The sequence below is a fragment of the Rhizobium sp. PvP014 genome, assembly GCF_017876855.1.
GTDB lineage: Bacteria > Pseudomonadota > Alphaproteobacteria > Rhizobiales > Rhizobiaceae > Neorhizobium > Neorhizobium soli.
Window position 1 is genome coordinate 3,289,456 of the sequence record NZ_JAGIOT010000002.1, and the last position, 22,080, is coordinate 3,311,535.

The 22,080-nt window shown below is 59.9% G+C and carries 20 protein-coding genes and 1 tRNA gene; 14 read left to right on the plus strand and 7 right to left on the minus strand.

The window, feature by feature from the left end:
- Nucleotides 1–331 precede the first annotated feature (331 nt).
- From J3A65_RS20465 to J3A65_RS20485, 5 genes are all read left to right on the plus strand, one after another.
- Nucleotides 332–1,813 (plus strand): M81 family metallopeptidase, encoded by a 1,482-nt coding sequence (locus J3A65_RS20465; RefSeq protein WP_209903108.1) that lies wholly within the window; start codon nucleotides 332–334, stop codon nucleotides 1,811–1,813.
- A 62-nt stretch (nucleotides 1,814–1,875) separates the two neighbouring features.
- A complete protein-coding gene (locus tag J3A65_RS20470; RefSeq protein ID WP_209903111.1) occupies nucleotides 1,876–3,405 on the plus strand; it encodes an ABC transporter substrate-binding protein in 1,530 nt (509 codons plus the stop codon).
- 31 nt (nucleotides 3,406–3,436) lie between these two features.
- Nucleotides 3,437–4,378, plus strand: coding sequence for an ABC transporter permease (locus tag J3A65_RS20475; RefSeq protein ID WP_162759435.1), 942 nt, complete (start codon nucleotides 3,437–3,439; stop codon nucleotides 4,376–4,378).
- Nucleotides 4,375–5,238 carry an ABC transporter permease gene (locus J3A65_RS20480; RefSeq protein ID WP_062579007.1) on the plus strand — a complete coding sequence of 288 codons (864 nt, stop codon included), beginning with the start codon at nucleotides 4,375–4,377 and terminating at the stop codon, nucleotides 5,236–5,238. The genes J3A65_RS20475 and J3A65_RS20480 overlap by 4 nt, the downstream gene beginning before the upstream one ends.
- Before the next feature lie 2 nt (nucleotides 5,239–5,240).
- A complete protein-coding gene (locus J3A65_RS20485; protein ID WP_209903113.1) occupies nucleotides 5,241–7,046 on the plus strand; it encodes an ABC transporter ATP-binding protein in 1,806 nt (601 codons plus the stop codon).
- A 21-nt stretch (nucleotides 7,047–7,067) separates the two neighbouring features.
- Here the strand turns inward: J3A65_RS20485 and J3A65_RS20490 are convergent, their stop codons facing one another.
- Entirely contained in the window at nucleotides 7,068–8,156 is a 1,089-nt protein-coding gene (locus tag J3A65_RS20490) for a calcium-binding protein (RefSeq protein ID WP_192078216.1), read from the minus strand.
- 197 nt (nucleotides 8,157–8,353) lie between these two features.
- Here J3A65_RS20490 and J3A65_RS20495 point away from each other — a divergent pair, with 197 nt between their 5' ends.
- Both J3A65_RS20495 and J3A65_RS20500 read left to right on the plus strand, forming a co-directional pair.
- Complete coding sequence (locus J3A65_RS20495) at nucleotides 8,354–8,788, plus strand: BA14K family protein (protein WP_209903115.1); 435 nt, start codon at nucleotides 8,354–8,356, stop codon at nucleotides 8,786–8,788.
- A 370-nt stretch (nucleotides 8,789–9,158) separates the two neighbouring features.
- Nucleotides 9,159–9,779: a transglutaminase-like cysteine peptidase gene (locus J3A65_RS20500; RefSeq protein WP_245341598.1), complete on the plus strand. Its 621-nt coding sequence runs from the start codon at nucleotides 9,159–9,161 to the stop codon at nucleotides 9,777–9,779.
- 147 nt (nucleotides 9,780–9,926) lie between these two features.
- Here J3A65_RS20500 and J3A65_RS20505 read toward each other — a convergent pair whose 3' ends face one another.
- Genes J3A65_RS20505 through J3A65_RS20525 form a run of 5 tightly spaced genes read right to left on the minus strand, consistent with a single transcriptional unit; the run spans nucleotide 9,927 to nucleotide 15,308 of the window.
- A complete protein-coding gene (locus J3A65_RS20505; RefSeq protein ID WP_062579013.1) occupies nucleotides 9,927–11,384 on the minus strand; it encodes an oligosaccharide flippase family protein in 1,458 nt (485 codons plus the stop codon).
- A gap of 43 nt (nucleotides 11,385–11,427) precedes the next feature.
- Nucleotides 11,428–12,351, minus strand: coding sequence for a glycosyltransferase (locus J3A65_RS20510; protein WP_162734834.1), 924 nt, complete (start codon nucleotides 12,349–12,351; stop codon nucleotides 11,428–11,430).
- An 8-nt stretch (nucleotides 12,352–12,359) separates the two neighbouring features.
- Nucleotides 12,360–13,139: a WecB/TagA/CpsF family glycosyltransferase gene (locus J3A65_RS20515; RefSeq protein ID WP_209903119.1), complete on the minus strand. Its 780-nt coding sequence runs from the start codon at nucleotides 13,137–13,139 to the stop codon at nucleotides 12,360–12,362.
- 5 nt (nucleotides 13,140–13,144) lie between these two features.
- Entirely contained in the window at nucleotides 13,145–14,248 is a 1,104-nt protein-coding gene (locus tag J3A65_RS20520; protein ID WP_209903122.1) for a glycosyltransferase family 4 protein, read from the minus strand.
- Nucleotides 14,241–15,308 (minus strand): glycosyltransferase, encoded by a 1,068-nt coding sequence (locus tag J3A65_RS20525; protein WP_209903124.1) that lies wholly within the window; start codon nucleotides 15,306–15,308, stop codon nucleotides 14,241–14,243. Before J3A65_RS20525 ends, J3A65_RS20520 begins: the two co-directional genes overlap by 8 nt.
- Nucleotides 15,309–15,725: 417 nt before the next feature.
- Between J3A65_RS20525 and J3A65_RS20530 the strand changes: the two genes are divergently transcribed.
- Nucleotides 15,726–16,610: a glycoside hydrolase family 5 protein gene (locus J3A65_RS20530; protein ID WP_209903127.1), complete on the plus strand. Its 885-nt coding sequence runs from the start codon at nucleotides 15,726–15,728 to the stop codon at nucleotides 16,608–16,610.
- Nucleotides 16,611–16,795: 185 nt separating this feature from the next.
- On the opposite strand, the gene J3A65_RS20535 is transcribed toward J3A65_RS20530, so the two are convergent.
- Nucleotides 16,796–16,870 (minus strand) — tRNA-Thr (locus J3A65_RS20535).
- 156 nt (nucleotides 16,871–17,026) lie between these two features.
- Between J3A65_RS20535 and J3A65_RS20540 the strand changes: the two genes are divergently transcribed.
- From J3A65_RS20540 to J3A65_RS20565, 6 genes are all read left to right on the plus strand, one after another.
- Entirely contained in the window at nucleotides 17,027–17,251 is a 225-nt protein-coding gene (locus tag J3A65_RS20540) for a hypothetical protein (RefSeq protein WP_209903129.1), read from the plus strand.
- A 129-nt stretch (nucleotides 17,252–17,380) separates the two neighbouring features.
- Nucleotides 17,381–18,673, plus strand: coding sequence for a UDP-N-acetylglucosamine 1-carboxyvinyltransferase (gene murA, locus J3A65_RS20545; RefSeq protein ID WP_192087543.1), 1,293 nt, complete (start codon nucleotides 17,381–17,383; stop codon nucleotides 18,671–18,673).
- A 153-nt stretch (nucleotides 18,674–18,826) separates the two neighbouring features.
- The gene (locus J3A65_RS20550; RefSeq protein WP_209903132.1) at nucleotides 18,827–19,669 is read left to right on the plus strand and encodes an oxidoreductase; all 843 of its coding nucleotides are present in this window, start codon (nucleotides 18,827–18,829) and stop codon (nucleotides 19,667–19,669) included.
- An 83-nt stretch (nucleotides 19,670–19,752) separates the two neighbouring features.
- Entirely contained in the window at nucleotides 19,753–20,184 is a 432-nt protein-coding gene (locus tag J3A65_RS20555) for a DUF2948 family protein (RefSeq protein ID WP_092663522.1), read from the plus strand.
- 42 nt (nucleotides 20,185–20,226) lie between these two features.
- On the plus strand, nucleotides 20,227–21,540 hold the full coding sequence (gene hisD / locus J3A65_RS20560; RefSeq protein ID WP_184654089.1) for a histidinol dehydrogenase: 1,314 nt from the start codon (nucleotides 20,227–20,229) through the stop codon (nucleotides 21,538–21,540).
- Nucleotides 21,541–21,542: 2 nt separating this feature from the next.
- Nucleotides 21,543–22,016 carry a UPF0262 family protein gene (locus J3A65_RS20565; RefSeq protein ID WP_062453857.1) on the plus strand — a complete coding sequence of 158 codons (474 nt, stop codon included), beginning with the start codon at nucleotides 21,543–21,545 and terminating at the stop codon, nucleotides 22,014–22,016.
- Nucleotides 22,017–22,080 lie beyond the last annotated feature (64 nt).

Consider the following 22,080-nt stretch of genomic DNA (forward strand, 5'->3'; position numbering starts at 1 on the left):
CGGGCGCCTGTTTCGGGCGCCCTTTTTCATGTTCGCAGCGCGAAATGCCATGAAGGTGAAAATTTCCCCGAATTCAGATCTGTAGAAAATAAATTACACAAATTGGTGCGAGTTCTGGAAATTCGTTGACTTCAGTCGGGTTTGACGCATTATGAAGAAAATAAATTACACCAAAATGGTGAATGGGCGAACTGAACGAGAAACGGGACTGAGGTTTTCCGGAGCGTGGCATGCCTGCTCCGGCCATCGACAAAATTCAAGCAATAGGGGTGCTGGCGCTCGGTGACCGTGATGGGAGCCTGATGCCGTCGGACCTATCCGGATAAGACATATGCGCATCTTCACCGCCTCCCTGGCGACCGAGACCAACACATTCTCTCCCGTTCCGACGGATATGAACGCCTTCAAGGCGGCGTTCTTCGCCGGGCCGGGCGAGCATCCGGATACGCCGACGCTGTGCTCGTCCGTCGTGCCGATCCTGCGCCGCCGCGGCAGGGCGGAAGGTTTTACCGTGATCGAGGGCACGTCCTGCTGGGCAGAGCCCGCCGGCCTGATCCAGCGCCAGACCTATGAGGCGCTGCGCGACCTGATCCTCTCCGAACTGACGGAAGCGCTTCCCGTCGATGGCGTCGTGCTCGGTCTTCACGGTGCAATGGCCGCGCAGGGCTATGACGATCCGGAAGGTGATTTTCTGGAGCGTGTCCGGCAGATCGTCGGGCCGGATGTTCTGGTTGCCGCCGAATTTGATCCGCACAGTCACCTGACGGCGCTACGCGTCGCCAATCTCGATATCATGGCTGCCTTCCTCGAATTCCCCCATACGGATTTCGAACAGCGCGGTGAACACGTGGTCGAGCTGGCGCTGCAGGCCTTGAAGGGCAAGATCAAGCCGGTCATCTCCACATTCGACTGCCGGATGATCACGATCTTCCCGACCAGCCGCGAGCCGATGCGCTCCTTCGTCGATCGCATGCAAGCGATGGAAGGCAAGGACGGCATTCTATCTGCCTCGGTCATTCACGGCTTCATGGCCGGCGACCTGCCCGACATGGGCACCCGCATCGTCGTCGTGACCGACAACGACAAGGCCAAGGGCGATGCGCTTGCGGCCTCCCTGGGGCGCGAGCTCTACAGCCTGCGCCGGCAGACCGCGATGCCCATGCTCGATACGGAAGCCGGCCTCGACAAGGCCGTGTCGATCCGCACAGAAAATCCCGGATTGCCGGTGACGATCGCCGATGTCTGGGACAATCCCGGCGGCGGCGTGGCGGGTGATGCGACCTTCATCCTGCGCCGGATGATGGAGCGCGGCATGGATGATTTCGCCGTTGCGACCATCTGGGATCCGATTGCCGTCACCTTCTGCCAGGCGGCAGGAGAGGGCGCGGAACTCAGCCTGCGCATTGGTGGAAAATCCGGTCCGGAAGGCGGTGAACCGCTCGATCTGCGCGTCACGGTGCAAAGCGTGTTCGATGCGGGCTGGCAGAGCTTTCGCAACAGCCGCGTTACACTGGGCAGCACCGCCGTCGTGCGCCCGGTCGGTACCCATATCGATATCGTGCTGATCACCAGCCGCACCCAGACCTACGAGCCCGACATCTTTGCCAATCAGGGCATCGAATTTGCGGCCAAATCCTATCTGCTCGTCAAGTCGACCAACCATTTTCACGCGGGCTTCCAGCCGGTCTCCTCCGAGATCGTCTATATCGCCGCGCCGACCTGTTACCCGACCAATCCCACAACGACGCCGTATCGCAAAGCGAGCCTCGAAATATGGCCGCGCGTCGCGGATCCGCTGGGACTGGATGCCTGAATTTTCGACCGGACAGGAAAGCCGGCCGGGATTTGACCACTGAAGACAACAAGGGGATGACAATGAAAAAGAGTGCACTTGTTCTCATGACGCTGGCGGCTTTGGCCGGCACCAGCAGCCTCGCGCTGACAAAGGCGAATGCCCAGGCAGGCGACGGCGTGCTGACGGTTGCAACGATCGGCGAGCCGCCGTCGCTCGACGTGATGCAGACGCCGACCGATATCGTGCTGACGATCGACCAGCACATTTTCGAAACGCTCTACACCTACGACGCCGAGTGGAAGTCCGTGCCGCTTCTGGCCGCCGCCATGCCGACGCTTTCGGAAGATGGCCTCACCTACAAGATCCCGCTGCGCGAAGGCGTCAAGTTCCACGACGGCAGCGACTTCGATTCCAAGGACGTCACGGCGTCGCTGAAGCGCTGGATGACGATCAATTCCAAGGGCAAGCAGGTTGCCGGCGTCGTCGAAAGCATCGCGGAAGATGGCGACCATGCCGTCGTCATCAAGCTGAAGTCGCGGTATGCGCCGCTGCTCGCGACCCTGTCTCAGGCGTCTGTCATCCTGCCGTCCGAAAAGATCGCCGATACGCTGACCGAATTCGTCGGCACGGGTCCTTATTCGCTGAAGGAACGCAAGCCCGACCAGTACACCCAGCTCGTCCGCTTCGACGGCTACAAATCGCCCGAGGGCACGCCGAGCAACTATGCCGGCAAGCGCGAGGCGATCGCCAAGGAAATCCGCTTCGTGCCGGTTCCAGACGCCAATACCCGCGTCGAAGGCCTGATTTCCGGCCAGTTCGATTTCGCCGACTCGCTCCCGGTCAGCGCCTATGAGCGCGTCGAAAAGAGCAGCAATGCCAAGCCCGTCATCTTCAAGAATGCCGGCTGGGCATCGATGAACATGAACATGAAGGAAGGCCTTCTGGTTAAGAAGGAACTCCGTCAGGCCGTTCAGGCAGCGCTCAATGCATCCGACATGATGCTCGCCGCCTTCTCCGATGACCGCTTCTTCAGCGTCGATGCCTCGATCTTCCCGGAAGGCTCCGTCTGGCACACCGAAGCGGGCGTTGCCCGTTACGGCGAAGGCGATCCGGAAGCAGCTGCCAAGCTGCTCAAGGCTGCCGGTTACGATGGCCAGCCGCTGCGCCTGATGACCAGCCGCCAGTATGAATTCCACTACAAGATCGGCGAAGTCGCCAAGGCCTATCTGGAAGCCGCAGGCTTCAAGGTCGATCTGCAGGTGGTCGACTGGGCGACGCTGACGACCCGTCGCGCCGACGCCAAGCAGTGGGACATCTTCATCACCCACTCCAACTTCCCGGGCGATCCGACGACGATCAACACGATCACCGACACCTATCCGGGCTGGTACGTCTCCGACCAGAAGACCAAGGCCGTTGCGACCTACATGGACGCCACGACCGACGACGCCAAGAAGACCGCATGGGACGCAATCCAGACGGTCATCTACGACGATGCGCCGCTCTACAAGGTCGGCAACTTCAATGGTGTTTCGGGTCTCGCCAACGGCGTTTCCGGTTATGAGCCGACCTACTGGCCGCATTTCTGGAACGTGAGCCCGAAGAAGTAAGCTGGATAACTAGGGACTGGCTATGGCAAGGATCGCACAGGCACTTTTGAAACGGCTGGGGGGCATGGCCATCGTGCTCGCCCTCGTCGTGACGGTGGTCTTCATCATCGTTCGCGTGACGCCTGGCGATCCTGCCGCTGTCATGCTGGGGTCGGATGCGACCCCGGAAGACATCGCGCAGCTGCGCACCCGCATGGGCCTCGATGCGCCCATGCTCGTCCAGTACGGCCAGTTCGTGCTGGGCATTCTGAAAGGCGATCTCGGTCAGTCCATCTTCTTGAACCAGCCGGTCACGACTGCACTTGCCGCGCGTGCGGAGCCAACCTTTTTCCTCACGCTGTTCTCGATCCTGATCGCGGTTGCCATCGCGCTTCCCGTCGGCATTCTCTCGGCCGTCAAGCGCGGCACGATCTTCGACCAGATCGTGGTGACGCTGACCATGGTTGCGGCAAGCGTGCCGAGCTTCTGGCTCGGGCTGATGCTGATCCAGATCTTCGCGGTCGGGCAGGGCTGGTTCCCGGCTTCCGGCTATGGCGGTCCGGGTACGCCGTTCTTCGAGCGGCTGCATCACCTCGTCCTGCCGGCCGTGGCACTCGGCGTCGTCAACTCGGCGCTCATCACACGCTTCACGCGCGCCGCAATGCTGGACGTTCTCGGCGACGATTACGTCCGCACGGCACGCGCCAAGGGAGCGGGCGAGGGCCGCGTTATCCTCAAGCACGCCTTGAAGAACGCGCTGATCCCCATCATCACCGTCATCGGCCTGTCGGTCGCCATGCTGGTCGCGGGTGCTGTCGTGACGGAAACCGTGTTCGGCCTTCCCGGCGTCGGCAACCTCGTCGTCTCGGCCGTGTTGCGGCGTGATTATCCGGTCATCCAGGGCGCGTTGCTCGTCGTTGCCGCCATCTACGTTCTCATCAACTTCATCGTCGACATGCTCTACATCATCGTTGATCCGCGGGTGCGCCTATGAACACCATGGCCTCCGTCTCCATGCCCTTCGCGTCAAGCCTTCGCCGCCTGTTCGGAAACCGCGCGATGCTGGCAGGCGCCATCATTCTCGTGGTCGTCGTTGCAGCTGCACTGCTTGCGCCCTGGGTCGCCCCTTACGCGCCAAACAAGCTGTCGATCGTCAACAAGCTGAAGCCGCCGTCGATGGCGAATTTCTTCGGCACGGACGAATTCGGCCGCGACATCTTTTCGCGCGCCATCTTCGCAGGCCGCATCTCGCTGATGGTCAGCCTCGGCGTGGTCGCCATTTCCACGGTTCTCGGGGTCATTCTGGGTGTCGCTGCCGGCTTCTTCCGCAAGCTCGACGCGCCGATTTCGCGCCTCCTCGATGCGATGATGTCGTTTCCCGATATCCTGCTCGCGATCGCGCTCGTCGCGGCACTCGGTCCGTCGCTCACGACCGTCATCCTGGCGCTCGGCATCACCTACGCGCCGCGTCTTGCCCGCATCATCCGCGGCTCGACGCTGGTGTTGCGCGAACTGCCCTATATCGAGGCAGCTGTGGCCATGGGTCTGCCCACATGGCAGATCCTGCTCCGCCACGTTCTCCTCAACCTCGCATCGCCCATCCTCGTGCAGGCAACTTTCGTGTTCGCCTCGGCGATGCTGGCGGAAGCGAGCCTCTCTTTCCTCGGCGTCGGTGTTTCCACTGACATGCCGACCTGGGGCACGATGCTCGCGTCAGGGCGCGAATACATGAACAACGCTCCGTGGCTAATGGTGTTTCCAGGCCTCGCCATCGTGTTTTCGGTTCTCTCCCTGCAATTGCTGGGCGATGGCCTGCGCGATCTCGTCGATCCACGGCTGGCGAAGGAAAGCTGATCATGACCGACACAGTAAAAACGACCCCGCCTGTTCTGTCGATCGAAAACCTGACGACCTCCTTCAAGACGCCGGAAGGATGGAAGGCCGTCATCCGCAACATCAGCCTGTCCGTCGATGCCGGTGAGACGGTGGCGATCGTGGGTGAAAGCGGCTCCGGCAAAAGCGTCACGGCGCTTTCCACCATGCGGCTCCTGCCGCCCGGACGCTCGCGCACCGAGGGCAGGATCCTGCTCGACGGCAAGGATCTGCTTGCCGCAAGTGAATCCGAAATGCGCAAGGTCCGCGGCGGGTCGATCGGCATGATCTTCCAGGAGCCGATGACCTCGCTCAACCCGGTTTTCACCATCGGCAACCAGATTGCCGAAGCGCTGGTTCTGCATCGCGGCCTGTCGTGGGGCCAAGCCGAAGCTGAAACCGTGCGGCTGATGGAGCGGGTGCGCATCCCGGCCGCCAAGGCGCGGCTGCACGAATATCCGCACAAGTTCTCCGGCGGCATGCGCCAGCGCGTGATGATTGCCATGGCACTTGCCTGCCGTCCGAAACTGCTGATAGCCGACGAACCGACGACGGCACTCGATGTGACGATCCAGGCCGAGATCCTCCACCTGCTGCGCGAGTTGCAGCGCGAGGAAAACATGGGCGTGCTGTTCATCACCCACGACATGGGCGTGGTGGCCGAAATCGCCGACCGCACGGTCGTGATGTTCCGCGGCGACATGATCGAGACCGGTCCGACCACCGAGATCTTCGCAAGCCCGAAAGCGATCTACACGAAGTCGCTGCTCGCCTCGATCCCGCGCCTCGGCGCGATGGGCGCGTGCGTGGCGCCCAAGCGCTTCCCCGAGGTCGATCCCGCGACGGGAGTAGCGACCGAAGGCCGCGAGATGAAACCGGTTTCCCAGTCCGTCGCACCAATCCTCAAGGTCGAGAATCTTGCGGTCCGTTTCGACCTGCCCAATGGTCGCGTCCATGCCGTGGAAGACGTATCCTTCGATCTGCGCTCCGGTGAAACACTGTCGCTGGTCGGTGAATCCGGTTGCGGCAAGTCGACGACCGGACGCGCAATCATTCGTCTGCTCAATCCATCCGCCGGCTCGATCGTCATCGACGGCCAGGATGTGACAAAGGCCGGCACGCGCGATCTGCGCACCATGCGTCGCAATTCGCAGATGATCTTTCAGGATCCGTTTGCCTCGCTCAATCCGCGCATCACCGTCGGTTCGGCGATTGCAGAACCGATCCTTGCGCATAAAATGATGGGCAAGCGCGAGGCCAAGGCGCGTGTGTCAGAACTGTTGGAACAGGTCGGGCTCTCGGCGGCAATGGCCGATCGCCATCCGCATGAATTCTCCGGCGGTCAGCGCCAGCGCATCTCGATTGCGCGCGCGCTCGCGCTGGAGCCGAAATTTATCGTCGCCGACGAAGCAGTTTCGGCCCTCGACGTCACGGTCAAGGCGCAGGTCTCCAACCTGCTGCTCGAGCTTCAGGAAAAGCACGGTCTGGCCTATCTGTTCATCTCCCACGACATGGCGGTCGTGGAGCGCATGAGCCACCGGGTCGCTGTCATGTTCCTTGGAGAGATCGTGGAGATCGGGCCGCGTGCGGCGATTTTCGACAATCCGCAGCACGCCTATACCCGCCGGCTGATCTCGGCCGTGCCGGTTCCCGACCCCTCACGCCGCGGTGAGACGCCGCCGCCACTGTCCGAAGAGATTAAGAGCCCCGTGAGGCCGCTCGATTACGTGGCGCCGAAGCGCACCTATCTCGAGGTCTCGCCGGGCCATTTCGTCCAGCAGGCGGCGTAAGCACCCTCGTGCCGGATACGGTCAGGCGATGATGTCGAAGTCTGCTGCGGTGATGTTGAGGCCCTTGTCGACGATGGCAAACAGCATCTGCCCGTATTTCCCGGTTCCATCGGCGTCGTAGTAGAGACGACCGGTCGCCTTGTCGTAGATGATCCGGTCGGATGCGTCGCTGGCCGCGGTGCCGCTATGGAATGCATCCGATGCGAGATCCCCAACCGTGCCGGCCTTTGTGAATATATCCGTGTCGAGCCAGATCGTGTCATCCGCGACGGAGAAATCTGTGATCGTATCCACATTGCCCTTCTTGTTCAGTCGCGTGTCGAACACGAAACTGTCCGCGCCTTCGCCGCCTGTCAGGCGATCGTTCGAAAGGCCGCCGGAAAGGACGTTCGCGCCCTGGTCGCCCGTCAGCACATCGCGATACTGCGAACCGATGAGGTTTTCGATCGAGGTATAGGTATCGCCCTTGGCATTGTTCGTATTGCCCTCCGGCGCGGCGAGGCTGGCAACCACTGCGGTTGTGGCATTGGCGTAGGAAACGGTATCGGTTCCGGCACCACCGTCCATCTTGTCGGCGCCGGCGCTGCTCATCAGCTTGTCGTCGCCCTTGCCGCCGGACATGATGTCTGCGTAACGCGATCCGTTCAGCACGTCGTTGCCGTCACCCCCGATCTTGGGTTCATTGAAGGTCACGGACACTGTGATGTACGACGTCGGACCCGCCTTGATGCCGGTAAAGTCGATCGCAATCTTGTTGTAGTCGAACGAAACGTCCCGGCTGTCGAGGCCGGCAATATTGCTCTTGATCGAGACGCCGACGATCGGAGACAGGTTGTTGTTGATATCGGTAAACACCGGCCCGTTGAAGTGCACAGCGCTGGCGGTATCGCTTGAAGTCGGCTTGTAACCAGAGGTCCACAAGGCATACTGGGTAAACTCGAAGCGGATCGAGTTGTCCTGCAGTTTCAGCTGGAACAGCGACTTTGTATTGACGGTAAGCGCGGCAACCGCGGTGGTGTCAACCACGCTGACGACGTCCTTGTCGAGGGACGGCGTAAGCCTGTTTGGGAACTGATACTCGTAGCCGAAGGGGTTGCCGTAAAAGCCCATGGGATGCTCCGCACGCTCTGAACAATCAGAAATAGCGGAGAATGCTTATTTAAGATTTAAACGATGTATTGGCCGCTGTTCCCGTTGTCGCGATCGCTCAAGGTTGGAAACACCTGTAACGCGGGCCTCACTCTCGCGTGATGAGGGAACTCCCTGTTGCGTCAATGTGTTGTCTCTCCATAACACGGAGAACTAATATGCATATTGTTACGAAGTTTCTGACCGCGTCGTCGCTTGCGGTGGCACTGGGCCTCACCTCGCTTGTCCCGGCGACTGCGGCACCCCTGCCGATGGTGAAGTCGCCTCAGGTATCCGATGTCGAACATGTCCAGTACCGTCGTGACATGCGCGAACGCCGGGAAATGCGTGATCGTCGCGGGTGGCACCAGGGCCACCGTGGATACCGTGATCGCCGTCCGGGCTATCGCCGCCATTCCGATGGTTTCTGGTATCCGCTCGCAGCATTCGGCGCAGGCGCAATCATCGGCGGTGCCGTGACAGGTCGCCCGGCCCGCGCAGGTACCCGTGCTCACGTCCAGTGGTGTGCCGACCGCTACCGCAGCTACCGTGCATCGGATAACAGCTACGTGCCACGTGCCGGCGTTCGCGCACAGTGCAACTCGCCTTACTGAGGGCGTCTAGCCTTTTGAGGTGATGAGGGGCAGCGCATTGAGCTGCTGCCCCCATTTTTGATCCCGATTTCCTGTTGAATATCTGGATCGAGCTCCCATATCGTGACTACAACATTGTTTTCGTCGGCGACCACGGATGTACTGGCGCAGTGGCTGAGAGCAATGCAGGAGGTCGGTGCGTGTATTCGCTCCGGCCTTTTTTGTTGCCCTGATGGGAGCAGTTCCTTGAACCATCAGCAAAATCGATGTTTGCAGTAGTTCTTAAACAGAAAAATTTAATCTGCACGACGATTAAAATCTTACACTTTCTCAAAACGTGATATACAACGAATGCAGGTAAATTACTCTCCATTCCACATGGAGACGTGCCATGAAACTGCATTCGATAGTCATGACTCTGGCGTTTTTCGCAGTTCCATCGGTAACGATGGCGGCTGGCCCTGTCGGCATTCTGCGGGATGTGAGAGGCTCAATGCAGCGCATCCAGGAAAGTGGTTTTGCGCTTGCACCTTACGCTTTTGCGAAATTCTGCCGTAGCAATCAGGAGCAGTGCGCCGATACCGGCGGCGACGGCATCGTCGAACTGACTGAGGATCGCAAGGCGCAACTGCTTTCGGTGAATTCAGGCATCAATCGCACCGTCCGTCCCGTCAATGATGCCGACGGCTCCGACGAGTGGAGCATTGATGTGGCGTCAGGCGATTGCGAAGATTACGCGCTCACGAAGCGCAAACACCTCATCTCCCTCGGCTGGCCTTCCGGATCGCTGAGAATGGCTGTGGCAAGAACGCGGTCCGGAGAGGGACATGCGGTGCTGGTTGCAAAGACATCCGCCGGCGACCTGGTGCTGGACAACCGGTTCTCCGAAATCAAGCCGTGGAAGAAGACCGACCTGACCTGGATCATGATGCAGTCGCAGAAGAGCCCTAGGATCTGGGTCAAGATCGGGCCATCCAACGACCGCCTGACCTTTGTTGCCAACCAATGGTAAACTAGGGTCGCACTCGTCAGACACCGGCGCGCTGTCCTGATCGATCAGGTCGGACGCCCCGACGGTTACGATGATACCGTATCAGACCACCAACCTTCCCCAGGACCTCGAGACGGAGGCCAGCCTGCGAGACAGCCGTGCTTTAGGTCAGGCAGCAGTCGGCGCACGAACGCGCCGCGCCTTCCAGATCTCAAGAACTGGCCGGATACGATCGTGAAATACGAACGCGCATATCAATGCGTATGCCAGAGAGGCCGTAACGCTAAATGATACAGCGACTGATAAGTGTTTGAGATCGAGCTGCCATAGCCATAGAAACCCGGTCAGGGTTGATACGATCGCAATCGCGACAAGCGCCGGAAATGTTGTTTTGATCCCATCAAACGCGTTGATCTCACTGAATCGCTTCTGCACGGCCAGGAGAATAAACAACGCTGTCAGAGAGAATCTCAGGCTGAACATCGCTGCTGCCCAAAAAATCCCGAAATATGCTCCGACTGCAATCATCGCGACATCAGCAAGTGCCTGGTAAACATTGTTCAGGAATGCCAAGCTTGGGTGTCCTGTTGCAACCAGGAAGGTTTGCACTGGCACGACAACCGCAATGAACGGTAGCGCCACCAGCATCAGTGTTATCGTTTCGGGCAGTTGTGGCCACCTGTCTCCAAAAAACATAAATGCGACATAGGGCGCTGAAAACGCGGAAGCGACAAAAGGTATCGCGGCAACAAGGCCTGTTACCGCGCATGACCTCCACATCGTGCTTATCATCCGGTCACGATCCTCACCCATCCTCGAAAAGATTGGGAGCAGGATGTTGTTGATCGGATTGAGAAACAGGCTTGATGCGAGATCAAGCACCGTGCGTGATAGCCGAAAAACACCCGTCGCTGTCGGTGTCGCGACCAAACCGACCACCACATCGGCAGAGCGCACGTTGATCTGCGTGACTGCCGACATTCCGATTACGGCGAACGAGAAATTCAGCGTCGACCGCATCGAGATCAGCGTCGGCATGGCCGTTGGCTTCCAGCGCGCCGCCACAACACTGACCATCGCCGCAACGATCGGCGTTATCACGACGACTGCAACGATGCTCCAGGCGCCGAACCCCGAAAACGCAAGCGCGCAGCAGACAATCCCGCCCACAAGCAACCCGGCCGACTTTCGGACCGCCAGTACCTTGTAGGCGAAATCTCGCGCGAGCAGTCCTTCCGGCACGACCGCGAGCGCTGAGACAAGGGGAGCGATCGACGTCACGGCAACCATGGCACTGAGGCCGGAGAAGGTTTCCAGGTGGCGGAGAAGGGCGCTCGCTATCAACAGTAGCGCCGAGCCGCAAAGGCCAAGCAGAAGGAAGAGACCGAAGACCGAATTGACGAAGTCATCGTCGAGCAATCGCCGCTGTATCACCACCTGGCTTCCGGACTGCAGGGTGGACGCGATGATCACGGCCGGCGCGGTTGAAAGCGCTGCGACACCAAACTCATGCGGCCCGAGCAAGGCTGCCGCAATCAGAAACACCACGGTCTGCGTCAGCCGCTCGACGAGCACCTGCGCAAGCGACCAGCTCGTACCCTTGATTGCCAGTTTCAAATAGGACATGTGAACCCGATCGGTGATATTTCGGTCGCGTCATGCGAATGGTCTAGGCTGTGGCCCGGTCGATCCGAGGTTCCACCTTAGGGAACGGGTCGATTTCACCGTCGATCAGGTCCTTCGCCAACTGGTTTGGAATGATCTTCGGAACGCCGCGCGGGATCGCCGGCCCGATCAGCAGGCAGGCAAGCCGCAGCAGGGCAAGCTTCGCCTCGCTCCACCTGTTGAGACATGGATAGAGCACCGTCTTTGCGACCTGCTTGAAGAGTTGCTTTGCATAGGCCTTGTGGAACCCTCTGGCGACCAGGGAGCTGCCGTTGCCAAGCGAGTAGTAGAACGTGCGCTGGACATCGAATTCGGAGTTCAACGGCAAAGGCGGATGGTCGATTTCCAGGCCGGCCAACCGCTTGCCCTTCAGGCCGGCATCGACCAAACGTGCCCCGAGATCGAAGCCCTCTCCCGATCCATGAATGGCGCCGATACCCAGCGTGGCATCGAACTGGAATTTTAAAAACGTCTTGCGGCGAAGCGTCAGCCCCGGTTCCCACATGTTGCCGATGATGGTTTGCCTGTTGATTTGGACATCGCTTTCGATCCGGCTTGCAGCCAGCCGCTTGCCGTTCGAGACGATGTTGCAGGTGACGAAATCGACCGCGCCGACATCGAGAATGGTTTTCACCCTGCGGTAGAAATCGCTCGCGGCAGGGAATGTGTCGTCATCCAGAAACGAGATGAGATCGGCCGTCGCGTGACAGGCGCCGACATTTCGGGAATGCGACGAGCTGAACACGCGCGAGAATATGGTTTTCACACCGTCGATGCCGATCGTTTCGGTCTCGTCGAACCCCTGCATCACGATGATGATTTCAAGCGCGATCGCCCTCTGCTCCTGCAATCGCCGCACCACTTCGCGCGTGCGCGCCAGACGACTGCTTTTCGATACGACTGGAATGATCACGGACACATCGTACATCGGGCCACCTACGAGCTTATTCTGGATTGGTTCAGATCGGCGACAACGGCTGAGAAAAAGCCCCAGGAGCTGATGAAGTACCGTTTGAACAAGCGACGGGGCTCGGTGGCCACTCGCCAAGACCATTCCATTCCAACCAACCGGAAAACCTTTGGCGCTCTAGTCTTGGTGCCGGCTGTGAATTCGAGAGCCGCGCCGAAGCAGAAGGCGTAAAGGTGCCCAAGCGCGGATCTGTTCTGGTTCACCCAAATTTCGGATTTGGGCGCGCCGATACCCATGAACAGATGCGTTGTGCGGTTGTCGCGGATCGCGCTCAGCAGGTCGCGCGTATGAGAGGGTTGTTTTTCAAAACCAAACGGCGGTATCGCGTAGCCGAAGCCGGCCTCCGGGAAGCCACGTGCCGTCATCTGGACTGCCAGCCCGTCCGCCGTCGCCTGGCTCGAGCAGACGAAGAACGGCCGATGGTTCGTGTCTGTCAGGGCATCGAGCAGCTTGGGAAAGAGATCGGCGCCTGGTATCCGCTGCTTGACGGCCGCGCCGCACAGTTTCGCATAGAGAAAGACGGGCATGCCATCGATCGTGACTGACCACGCACTGTCGTAAGCACGTCTGAATTCAGCATTTTTGTACAGGTTGGAGACGTGATCCGTATTCGCAGTGACGACCAGTTTTACCCCGTCCGTCTCGGAAAGGGGAGAAACAGCCTGTTCTACGAGAGCGTCGTCGGAATATTCGTAAAAGGATAAACCGAATATTTTATCTCTGGACCCAAGTCGATCTTCGGTCATTGCATTTATCTCTTTAAGTGTGTGACGGCTAAAACTTGCTCTGCAATCGCTTTCCAGGAAAAATTCTGATCGACATGGGCGGTCTGCCACCGCAGGATTTCCGCCCGCTCCGCCTCGTCTGAAAGTTTGGTCAGCAGTGCCTTGGCCTGCTCGATATTGCCTGCCTCGAAGGTCTGGCTGGCGCCGATCACCATCGGAATGCCGCCCACATGCGAACCGACAGCCGGCGTCCCGCAATAGATCGCCTCGATGCAGACACGGCCGAACTGTTCCCGCCAGTTCTTCGTCGAGAGGCTCGGCAGAATGAAGAGATCGAGCGCGCTGTAAAATGTCCGCAGATCATCCTTCTGAAGACTGGGAAGAACCGTTACCCCCGCCGCAACGAGTGTATCGACCAGATAATCATCTGCGACCGGCCCGCAGGCGAGGATCGTGACCGGGAGTTCCTGTGCAAGCTGCGCCAGGATCTCTATCCCTTTCGGCTGCCAGATCCGCCCGGCATAGCCGAGAACGAGACCGCCCTTCTTGAATGCATCGGAGACCTGCGGATACTTTTGCGCAAGCGCAGAACGTGCCGCCGACTTATCGACGATCGAAAACGACGACTTTGAAACGCCGTTACCGATGGGGCTTGAGATCTTGCTCCGGGGAGCCCCCCGTCTGTGAAGGACATCGGCGACCTCATGGTTCTTGGGAATGATCTTGGTTGCTGTTTTATAGACGAACCGCTCGAGGACATTCCATCCGGAGAGGTTTCCCTTGAGATTGATGGCCGAGCTTTCGATGTACATCGGCCGCCCGAGACGCAGGGTGGCGCTTAGGAACGCGACAAGCGAGTGCGGTTCCTCATGAACGTAGAGAATGTCCGCCCGTCGCGCTTCCCGGTAGAAAGCGATGGTGCTCGGAATGAATGTCAGCCAGTGCGACGACAAGACGGAATTAAACAGCTTCACCGGAAAGCGGAATTTCTCAGGGTCGAACGTTGTGCCTTGAAAGGTTTTTGGCCCCATGACCGTGAGATTGGCGACCTTCGAAAGCTCGACAAATCGGTCATGGTAGTGCGAGTTTCCGGCTTCATGCCAGAGCATGGTCAACTGGTGCTCAGGCATGGGGCCGTGCTCCGGTGCGTCTTTGGGCCTGGATTTTCGAAAGCAGGTTTGCCGCGATAAAATCCCAGGAATACCGGGCTCTGTAGGCAAGATACGCGCTTTCAGTCGCTCGCGGAGCCGTCATGATCTCAGTCGCGATCTCGTCAGCGCGTGCGCCCGGCGAGACCAGCCGTCCCCATGGCGGAGAAACAGTCCGGTGGATGGCGATGTCGGACGCGACAATACTGCAGCCCAGCGACCCTGCCTCGACGAGCGGCATATTGAACCCCTCGTCATGCGACAAGGACAGGAACGACCGGCAGTTTGCGTAAAGCCACCGCAACTGGCTGTCGGATATGTCCTTCATCCATCGGATGTTGCTCGTTGGGTCGTTGCTTGCCCGGTCGAGATCGGTGACAATATTCCCCCAACCGCTGCGACCAACAACGACGGACAGAACATTGTGCGGTTGAAGCGCTGCCGCGACGTCGATGATCTTTTCGTAGTTCTTTCGGGGCTCCACCGTCCCCACGCTCAGGACGAAGTCTTTGCCCCGCAGTTCCGCGATCTCGGACAGTTCGCCGTTGAACGGCAGCGCGGGGGCGTTGCCGATCTCGCTCACATCATGGGAGGGAAAGATCGGACGAAGCTTTGCCGCCGAGTAGCCGGTTGGCGCAAAGATGGCGCGGTATCGGGATGAGACGGCGCGCTCCACATCCCGAAACAGAAGGCGCCCCTTGATCGGCATCTCCTGTCCTCTTGTCCAGGGGAAGTCGTCGTGAATGATTCGATAGAGTGGCAGTCTGGATGATATGGAGAGCGGACTTGCCGGCATGCTCGGAAAGACGGCCGCATCGTAACTGGAAGATGCCAGCCTGAACGGCAAAGTGAGCCAGGCCATCAAAGGATGCCGGCAGAGGACCAGGTTGTCGTCGCTCGAAAAAAACGACGTCGACATGACATAGGCCGTGCTGCCAGGGCAAATTTTCCTGAATGCCTCGAATAGATTGATCCCGTAACGTTCGACACCGGTAATCTCCGGCTTGCGCGTGGCAAGCGTCAGATCGAATATCACTCGCATTCCCACTCCTGCTGTCGCCGGACACCCGCGCATGCCGTCCATCACCGCTGCTAATCAGTGAAATGTCGAGTAGCACGACATCGAATCGTGGTTACAGCATGGATATGCTCTTGCTGAGTCCTCAATAAACAAAACTAATCGCTAGGTTAATCGTATAATGGAATTCAATATGGGTGTTGTAGTGTGAATTCGCTGAGGTGTTGCACAAAAATCCGTAAGTTATTGATTGTTTAGTGCATCAATATTATAATAAAATCTTTATTACAGGCGTCTTACATGAATGAATGCTCAAGAAGATCTTTGTTGTTCGGCGCTGGCGCGTTTGCGGCGTCGGTTGTGTCGTCAGGTCCTTCCGTAGGCGCCCGAACGGCAACGTGCCCGCTGATCGGGGTTAACCTGGCCGGTGCTGAGTTCGAGATGATTGGCGGCCGTTGGAAGTGGCCTCACCTGGAGAACCTGAATTATTACCTCTCGCTGGGCGTGAAAGTGTTTCGGATCCCCTTCAAGTGGAACCGCCTGCAGCCCGATATTGCAAAACCGCTTGAGCCGGCGGCACTTGAGGGCCTCGATCGTCTGGTCGGCCGGGCAGTGGGCGAGGGTGCGGTTGTCCTCCTGGATATGCATGACTACGGAAGGCGCGATAAGATCGTCATCGGAGACGGCACGTCCGCGGCAACGCTCGAAAGCTACGCGGCGTTCTGGGGCGAGCTGGCACAGCGTTACGGGAAAAACAGCCTTGTCTGGTACGGGCTGATGAACGAGCCGCATGACCAGGATCCCATTCTCAACCTCAACACCCAGAACGCCGCATGCGCCGAAATCAGGCGGCGTGGCGCAACGGGAACCGTGCTGTTTTCCGGCATCGCCTGGACGGGCGCCCATTCCTGGACGAAGACCTCGAACGGCACCGTGATGTTGCAGGCGTTCGATCCTGCAGACAATTGCGGCTTCGACATGCACCAGTATCTCGACAAGGGATTTGGCGGCTCCAACCCGATCGCCACCGAAGGCATCGGAAAGCGGATCCTGAAAAGCGCCACAGACTGGGCGACCCAACATCGAAAACGCATCTTCATCGGCGAATTCGCCACAGGCCGAACCGAAGGCTCTCTACGGGAACTGCGCGACCTGCTCGATGCCATGATGGCCCGCCCCGACATCTTCCTCGGCGCCACCTACTGGGCCGGCGGCGGCGTCTGGGGCAACACCAACCAGCAAACTGTTGATCCCCCGCGCGACAGGCCGGATATCATGAGCGAGCAGTTGAAGCTGCTGATGCCGTATGTTGGGTGTCGGAGCTAGGCGGAGAGGGGGCGCGCGGCCTTTTACGACTTCGCCTTGTCCGGTGAGCCAAAGTACTCGCACGCGAAATCGACAATGAAACGGCTGGTAGTTTACGCACCGAAGACGCGAGCTTCGCGTCGCACGACGTCGTAAGATTGTCCGAAAAGTACTGGCAGACTACATATACTGGATGGGAAGAAAAATGGTGCTGCTAGAGAGATTTGAACTCTCGGCCTCTCCCTTACCAAGGGAGTGCTCTACCCCTGAGCTATAGCAGCATCTGCGGACGGGCTGGGTGAGCGTGTCGTCAGCGAGGGGGCTATTGCCATAGGTTCGGGGCAAGTGCAAGCAGCAAAATCGAACTTCTTGGAGAACCATCCGGGAAAACGCCGTGGGCGCTTTCGTGTGGAGGGCTTTTTCTCTATGGAGAAGCGATGTCGAAAAAACCAGAAACCTTGGATAGCCAGGCGCAGGCTGCACCCATGAGCGAAGCCGAGCGGCGCGAGATGGACCGCAAGCAGCGGGCGGCTGCGAAATTGCGGGAAAACCTGATGCGTCGGAAAGGTCAGTCGCGTGCGCGGCGCGCCGGCGAGGCGGACGAGACGCAAGGGTTGCCGGCCTCTTCACCCTCTGCCGTAAAAACGGACGAATCATCATAGCGATTGCCTGCAATCGACGGGTTGTGGCACGATTTGCTTTAATCCGCATTTTTCATCACGCATTGAAGCGACGCAGGGTTTGGTCTAGAGACGCAAACCCGGCCGCTTGAGAGAAAGAGTTACCACACCATGGATCGCATCAGAATTTCCGGCGGCAACGAGCTTCACGGCACGATCCCGATCTCGGGCGCCAAGAACGCCGCGCTGCCGCTGATGATCGCTTCGCTTCTGACCAGCGATACGCTGACGCTCGAAAACGTGCCGCATCTGGCCGATGTCGAGCAGCTTTTGCGCATCCTCGGCAATCATGGCGTCGATGTCTCCGTCAACGGCCGCCGCGAAAGCCAGGCCGAGAGCTATTCGCGCACGATCAATTTCACCTGCCGCACCATCGTCGATACGACCGCTCCTTACGAGCTCGTCTCCAAGATGCGCGCCTCGTTCTGGGTGATCGGCCCGCTGCTTGCGCGTGAAGGCAAGGCCCGCGTGTCGCTGCCGGGCGGTTGCGCCATCGGCACGCGTCCGGTCGATCTGTTCCTTGACGGCCTGCAGGCGCTCGGCGCCATCCTCGAGGTCGATGCCGGCTATATCAACGCGTCGGCGCCCAAGGGCGGCCTTGTCGGCGCACATTACACCTTCCCCAAGGTTTCGGTCGGCGCCACGCATGTCATGCTGATGGCGGCAACCCTTGCCCGCGGCACCACCGTCATCGACAACGCCGCCCGCGAACCCGAAGTGGTCGATCTCGCAAAATGCCTGACGGCCATGGGCGCCAAGATCAGCGGCGCCGGCACGCGCACCATCACCATCGAAGGCGTTGCCTCGCTGTCGGGCGCCCGTCACCGCGTCCTGCCGGACCGGATCGAGACCGGCACCTATGCGATGGCGGTTGCCATGACCGGCGGCGATGTGGTGCTCGAAGGCACGCAGGCCTCGCTGCTTGAAAATGCGCTCGATACGCTGCGCCTTGCCGGTGCCGAGATCACCGAAACCGAAAGCGGTCTGCGTGTCGTCAGGAACGGCAACCGGATTCAGCCGGTCGATATCGTCACCGAGCCCTTCCCGGGCTTCCCGACGGACCTGCAGGCACAGTTCATGGCGCTGATGACCATGTCGTCGGGCGTTTCGCACGTCACCGAAACCATCTTCGAAAACCGCTTCATGCACGTGCAGGAACTCGCCCGTCTCGGTGCGCGCATTTCGCTGTCGGGGCAGATGGCGCGTATCGAAGGCGTTTCGCAGCTGAAGGGTGCGCCAGTGATGGCAACAGACCTTCGCGCATCGGTGTCGCTCGTCATTGCCGGCCTTGCGGCCGAAGGCGAAACGATCGTCAGCCGCGTCTACCATCTCGATCGTGGTTTCGAGCGTCTTGAAGAAAAGCTGACACGCTGCGGCGCCATCGTCGAACGCGTCAGCGACTGAGCAATATGGCCTGAAGAGGCCGCATGTTTCGAGGGATGAGGGGCGGCCAGGGGGATACCTTGCCGTCCCTTTTTTCATGCCTATGTCAGGTATTGTCATCCAACACGCCCCGCCTCATTTTCATGATCCGGCTTTTCCATCGGAGATATTTTTATGACTGATGCATCTTCCAACGTCTGGTTCATCACCGGCTGCTCCTCCGGCTTCGGCCTGGAACTCGCCAAGCTGACAATTGCAAAGGGCTTTCCGACCGTCGTCACGGCCCGCGACAAGGCGAGGCTTGCTGATCTCGTTGCAGGCCACGACAATGCGCTCGCCGTTGATCTCGACGTGACCGACGAAGGCCAGATCGCAGCTGCTGTCAGCGCTGCCGAGGAAAAGTTCGGGCGCATCGACGTCCTCGTCAACAATGCCGGTTACGGCTACCAGGCCTCGATCGAGGAAGGCGAGGAAGACGAGATCCGCGGCATGTTCGATGCCAATGTCTTCGGCCTTTTCGCCATGACGCGGGCGGTGCTGCCCGGCATGCGCGCCCGCCGCAAGGGCCACATCCTCAACATCACCTCCCAGGCAGGCTTTATCGGCTTTCCGGGCTCCGGTTATTACGCGGCAAGCAAGCATGCGGTCGAAGGCTTTTCCGATGCGCTGTCTGCCGAAGTGGCGTCGCTCGGCATCAAGGTCACCTGCGTCGCACCCGGTCCGTTCCGAACGGATTGGGCCGGCCGTTCGCTGAAACAGACGCCTGTCAAGATCGACGAGTATCAGGATACCGCAGGCGCCCGTCTGTCGCAGACGGCAGGCTATAGCGGCCAGCAGCCGGGCGATCCTGTGCGTGCCGGCGAAGCCATGATCAAGGTCGTCGAGGCGTCCAACCCGCCGCGCCACCTCGTGCTCGGCGAAATTGCCTATACCGGCATCACCGCCAAGCTTGCGGAACGCCGCGACGAGATCGTTGCCTGGAAGGACACGACGCTCTCTGCCGACTTCCCGAAATAGTTGCTTCTTGCCATGCGCCATCCTATCTCCAGACCATCAAGCAACGGGCCGCAGATCGCGGCCCAGGAACGGAATGGACGCGCATGACCGAGCTCAAGCTTCTGGCTCTCGATACCGACGATCTGGGGATCGTGTCTGCCCATATGCAGGATGCGGTGTTCAAGCTGTCCGACGTGCAGTGGTCGGCGTCGGAAAAGATATTCTCGCTGGCTGCCAACAGGTTTGATTGGGAAAAGGCCGGCGAGAAGAAAAAGGGGTTCGAGCGGCACCGTGCAGCGCTCGTCCTCAAGCGCGTGGAAGCGGTCCGTTCGACGGGGATCGACCGCAACCGCAAGGACGATGTCCTGTCGCTTCTCGCCGTGCGCTTCATGCCCAAGGGCGAGGGGCCTGATGGCACCGTGGAACTGCTGCTTTCCGGCGGCGGCACCATTGCTCTCGATGTCGAATGCATCGAAGTTGCTCTTGCAGATATCGGCGGCGCATGGGAAACCGCAACGAGGCCGCGCCATCCTTGACCGGCCTTGTGATCATGGCATGGAACGGGAAGGAATATCCGCTTGGCACTCTGGCTTGAGCAGACAGCACCGGACTTCGAGACACGCTTTTCCGCTTTTCTTTCGACCAAGCGGGAAGTCTCCGAGGATGTGAACGCCGTCGTGCACGCCATCATCGATGACGTGCGCGCCCGGGGCGACGCGGCACTTGTCGACTATTCAAAACGCTTCGACGGCATCGATCTTGCAGCGACCGGCATCCGCGTGACCGATGAGGAGGTCGACAAGGCCTTCGCCGAAACGGACCGCGAGGTGATCGACGCGCTGAAGTTTGCAGCCGAGCGGATCGAAAAGCATCATGCCCGTCAGATGCCGAAGGACGATATCTACGAAGACGCGATCGGCGTCGGCCTCGGCTCCCGCTGGACAGCGATCGAAGCCGTCGGTCTCTACGTACCGGGCGGCACGGCATCCTATCCAAGCTCCGTGCTGATGAATGCGCTGCCGGCAAAGGTTGCCGGCGTGCCGCGCGTCGTCATGGTCGTGCCGGCCGGTGGCGGCAGCATCAACCCGGCCGTCCTTGCCGCGGCACGCATCTCGGGCGTTACGGAAATCTACCGCGTCGGCGGTGCGCAGGCCGTAGCAGCGCTTGCCTATGGTACTGATACGATTGCGCCGGTCGCCAAGATCGTCGGTCCCGGCAACGCCTATGTGGCGGCCGCCAAGCGCCAGGTCTTCGGCATCGTCGGCATCGACATGATCGCCGGCCCATCTGAAGTGCTGATCCTGGCCGACAAGGACAACGACCCCGACTGGATCGCCGCCGACCTTCTGGCGCAGGCCGAACACGATGCCGGTGCCCAGTCGATCCTGATCACTGACGATGCCGAATTCGGAAAATCGGTCGAGGCAGCCGTCGAGCGACAATTGAAGACACTGTCGCGCGCAGAAACGGCCGCCGCGAGCTGGCGCGATTTTGGCGCTGTGATCCTGGTCGAGAATTTCGAAGCCGCGTTGCCGCTGGCAAACCGCATTGCCGCCGAACATCTTGAATTGGCCGTTGCCGATCCGGATGCGCTCATGGCCGGCATCCGCAATGCCGGCGCCATCTTCATCGGTCGCCACACGCCTGAAGTCATCGGCGATTATGTCGGCGGCTCCAACCACGTTCTGCCGACGGCACGCTCGGCACGCTTTTCGTCCGGCCTCGGTGTGCTCGATTTCGTCAAGCGCACCTCGATCCTCAGGCTCGGACCCGATCAGCTGCGGCAACTGGCGCCGGCCGCCATCACGCTCGCCCATTCGGAAGGGCTCGATGCACACGCCCGTTCGGTCGCCATCCGCATGAACGCCCATCCTCCGCAAGACGAGGGCTAGGGATGGGACAAGGGCACTTCCGGCTCTCGGATGTCGTCCTCGACGACTCGATCGGGCGCTCGACGCCCGATGTCGAACATGAGCGGGCAGTTGCCATCTTCGACCTTGTCGAGGAAAACGCCTTCGAGCCGGTCGGCCATGCAGGCGGCCCCTACACGTTGAAGCTTTCGCTGGTCGAGGCAAAGCTGATGCTCACCATCACGGGCGAAGCGGGCGAGGGGGTTGCGGTCCACATCCTGTCGCTGACGCCATTCCGGCGGATCATCAAGGATTACTTCATGATCTGCGAAAGCTATTACGAGGCGATCAAGACCTCCACGCCATCGCGCATCGAGGCGATCGACATGGGCCGCCGCGGCATTCACAACGAGGGCTCGCAAACCCTGATGGATCGTCTCGACGGCAAGATCCGAATCGACTTCGATACCGCAAGACGGCTGTTCACGCTCGTCTGCGTGCTCTACTGGCGCGGCTGAAGACCATGGCGGCCGATGACGAACCGACAAGGAAGCAGACGATCGGCATTCCGACCGCGATCCT

Coding starts and splice junctions, on each gene's coding strand:
- J3A65_RS20540 (WP_209903129.1), top strand. CDS start 17,027: ATGTCGAAAAAACCAGAAACCTTGGATAGCCAGGCGCAGGCTGCACCC.
- J3A65_RS20495 (WP_209903115.1), top strand. CDS start 8,354: ATGCATATTGTTACGAAGTTTCTGACCGCGTCGTCGCTTGCGGTGGCA.
- J3A65_RS20470 (WP_209903111.1), top strand. CDS start 1,876: ATGAAAAAGAGTGCACTTGTTCTCATGACGCTGGCGGCTTTGGCCGGC.
- J3A65_RS20480 (WP_062579007.1), top strand. CDS start 4,375: ATGAACACCATGGCCTCCGTCTCCATGCCCTTCGCGTCAAGCCTTCGC.
- J3A65_RS20465 (WP_209903108.1), top strand. CDS start 332: ATGCGCATCTTCACCGCCTCCCTGGCGACCGAGACCAACACATTCTCT.
- J3A65_RS20520 (WP_209903122.1), bottom strand. CDS start 14,248: ATGCCTGAGCACCAGTTGACCATGCTCTGGCATGAAGCCGGAAACTCG.
- J3A65_RS20550 (WP_209903132.1), top strand. CDS start 18,827: ATGACTGATGCATCTTCCAACGTCTGGTTCATCACCGGCTGCTCCTCC.
- J3A65_RS20515 (WP_209903119.1), bottom strand. CDS start 13,139: ATGACCGAAGATCGACTTGGGTCCAGAGATAAAATATTCGGTTTATCC.
- J3A65_RS20510 (WP_162734834.1), bottom strand. CDS start 12,351: ATGTACGATGTGTCCGTGATCATTCCAGTCGTATCGAAAAGCAGTCGT.
- J3A65_RS20485 (WP_209903113.1), top strand. CDS start 5,241: ATGACCGACACAGTAAAAACGACCCCGCCTGTTCTGTCGATCGAAAAC.
- J3A65_RS20500 (WP_245341598.1), top strand. CDS start 9,159: ATGAAACTGCATTCGATAGTCATGACTCTGGCGTTTTTCGCAGTTCCA.
- J3A65_RS20490 (WP_192078216.1), bottom strand. CDS start 8,156: ATGGGCTTTTACGGCAACCCCTTCGGCTACGAGTATCAGTTCCCAAAC.
- J3A65_RS20505 (WP_062579013.1), bottom strand. CDS start 11,384: ATGTCCTATTTGAAACTGGCAATCAAGGGTACGAGCTGGTCGCTTGCG.
- J3A65_RS20565 (WP_062453857.1), top strand. CDS start 21,543: ATGGGACAAGGGCACTTCCGGCTCTCGGATGTCGTCCTCGACGACTCG.
- J3A65_RS20555 (WP_092663522.1), top strand. CDS start 19,753: ATGACCGAGCTCAAGCTTCTGGCTCTCGATACCGACGATCTGGGGATC.
- J3A65_RS20525 (WP_209903124.1), bottom strand. CDS start 15,308: ATGCGAGTGATATTCGATCTGACGCTTGCCACGCGCAAGCCGGAGATT.
- J3A65_RS20530 (WP_209903127.1), top strand. CDS start 15,726: ATGATTGGCGGCCGTTGGAAGTGGCCTCACCTGGAGAACCTGAATTAT.
- murA (WP_192087543.1), top strand. CDS start 17,381: ATGGATCGCATCAGAATTTCCGGCGGCAACGAGCTTCACGGCACGATC.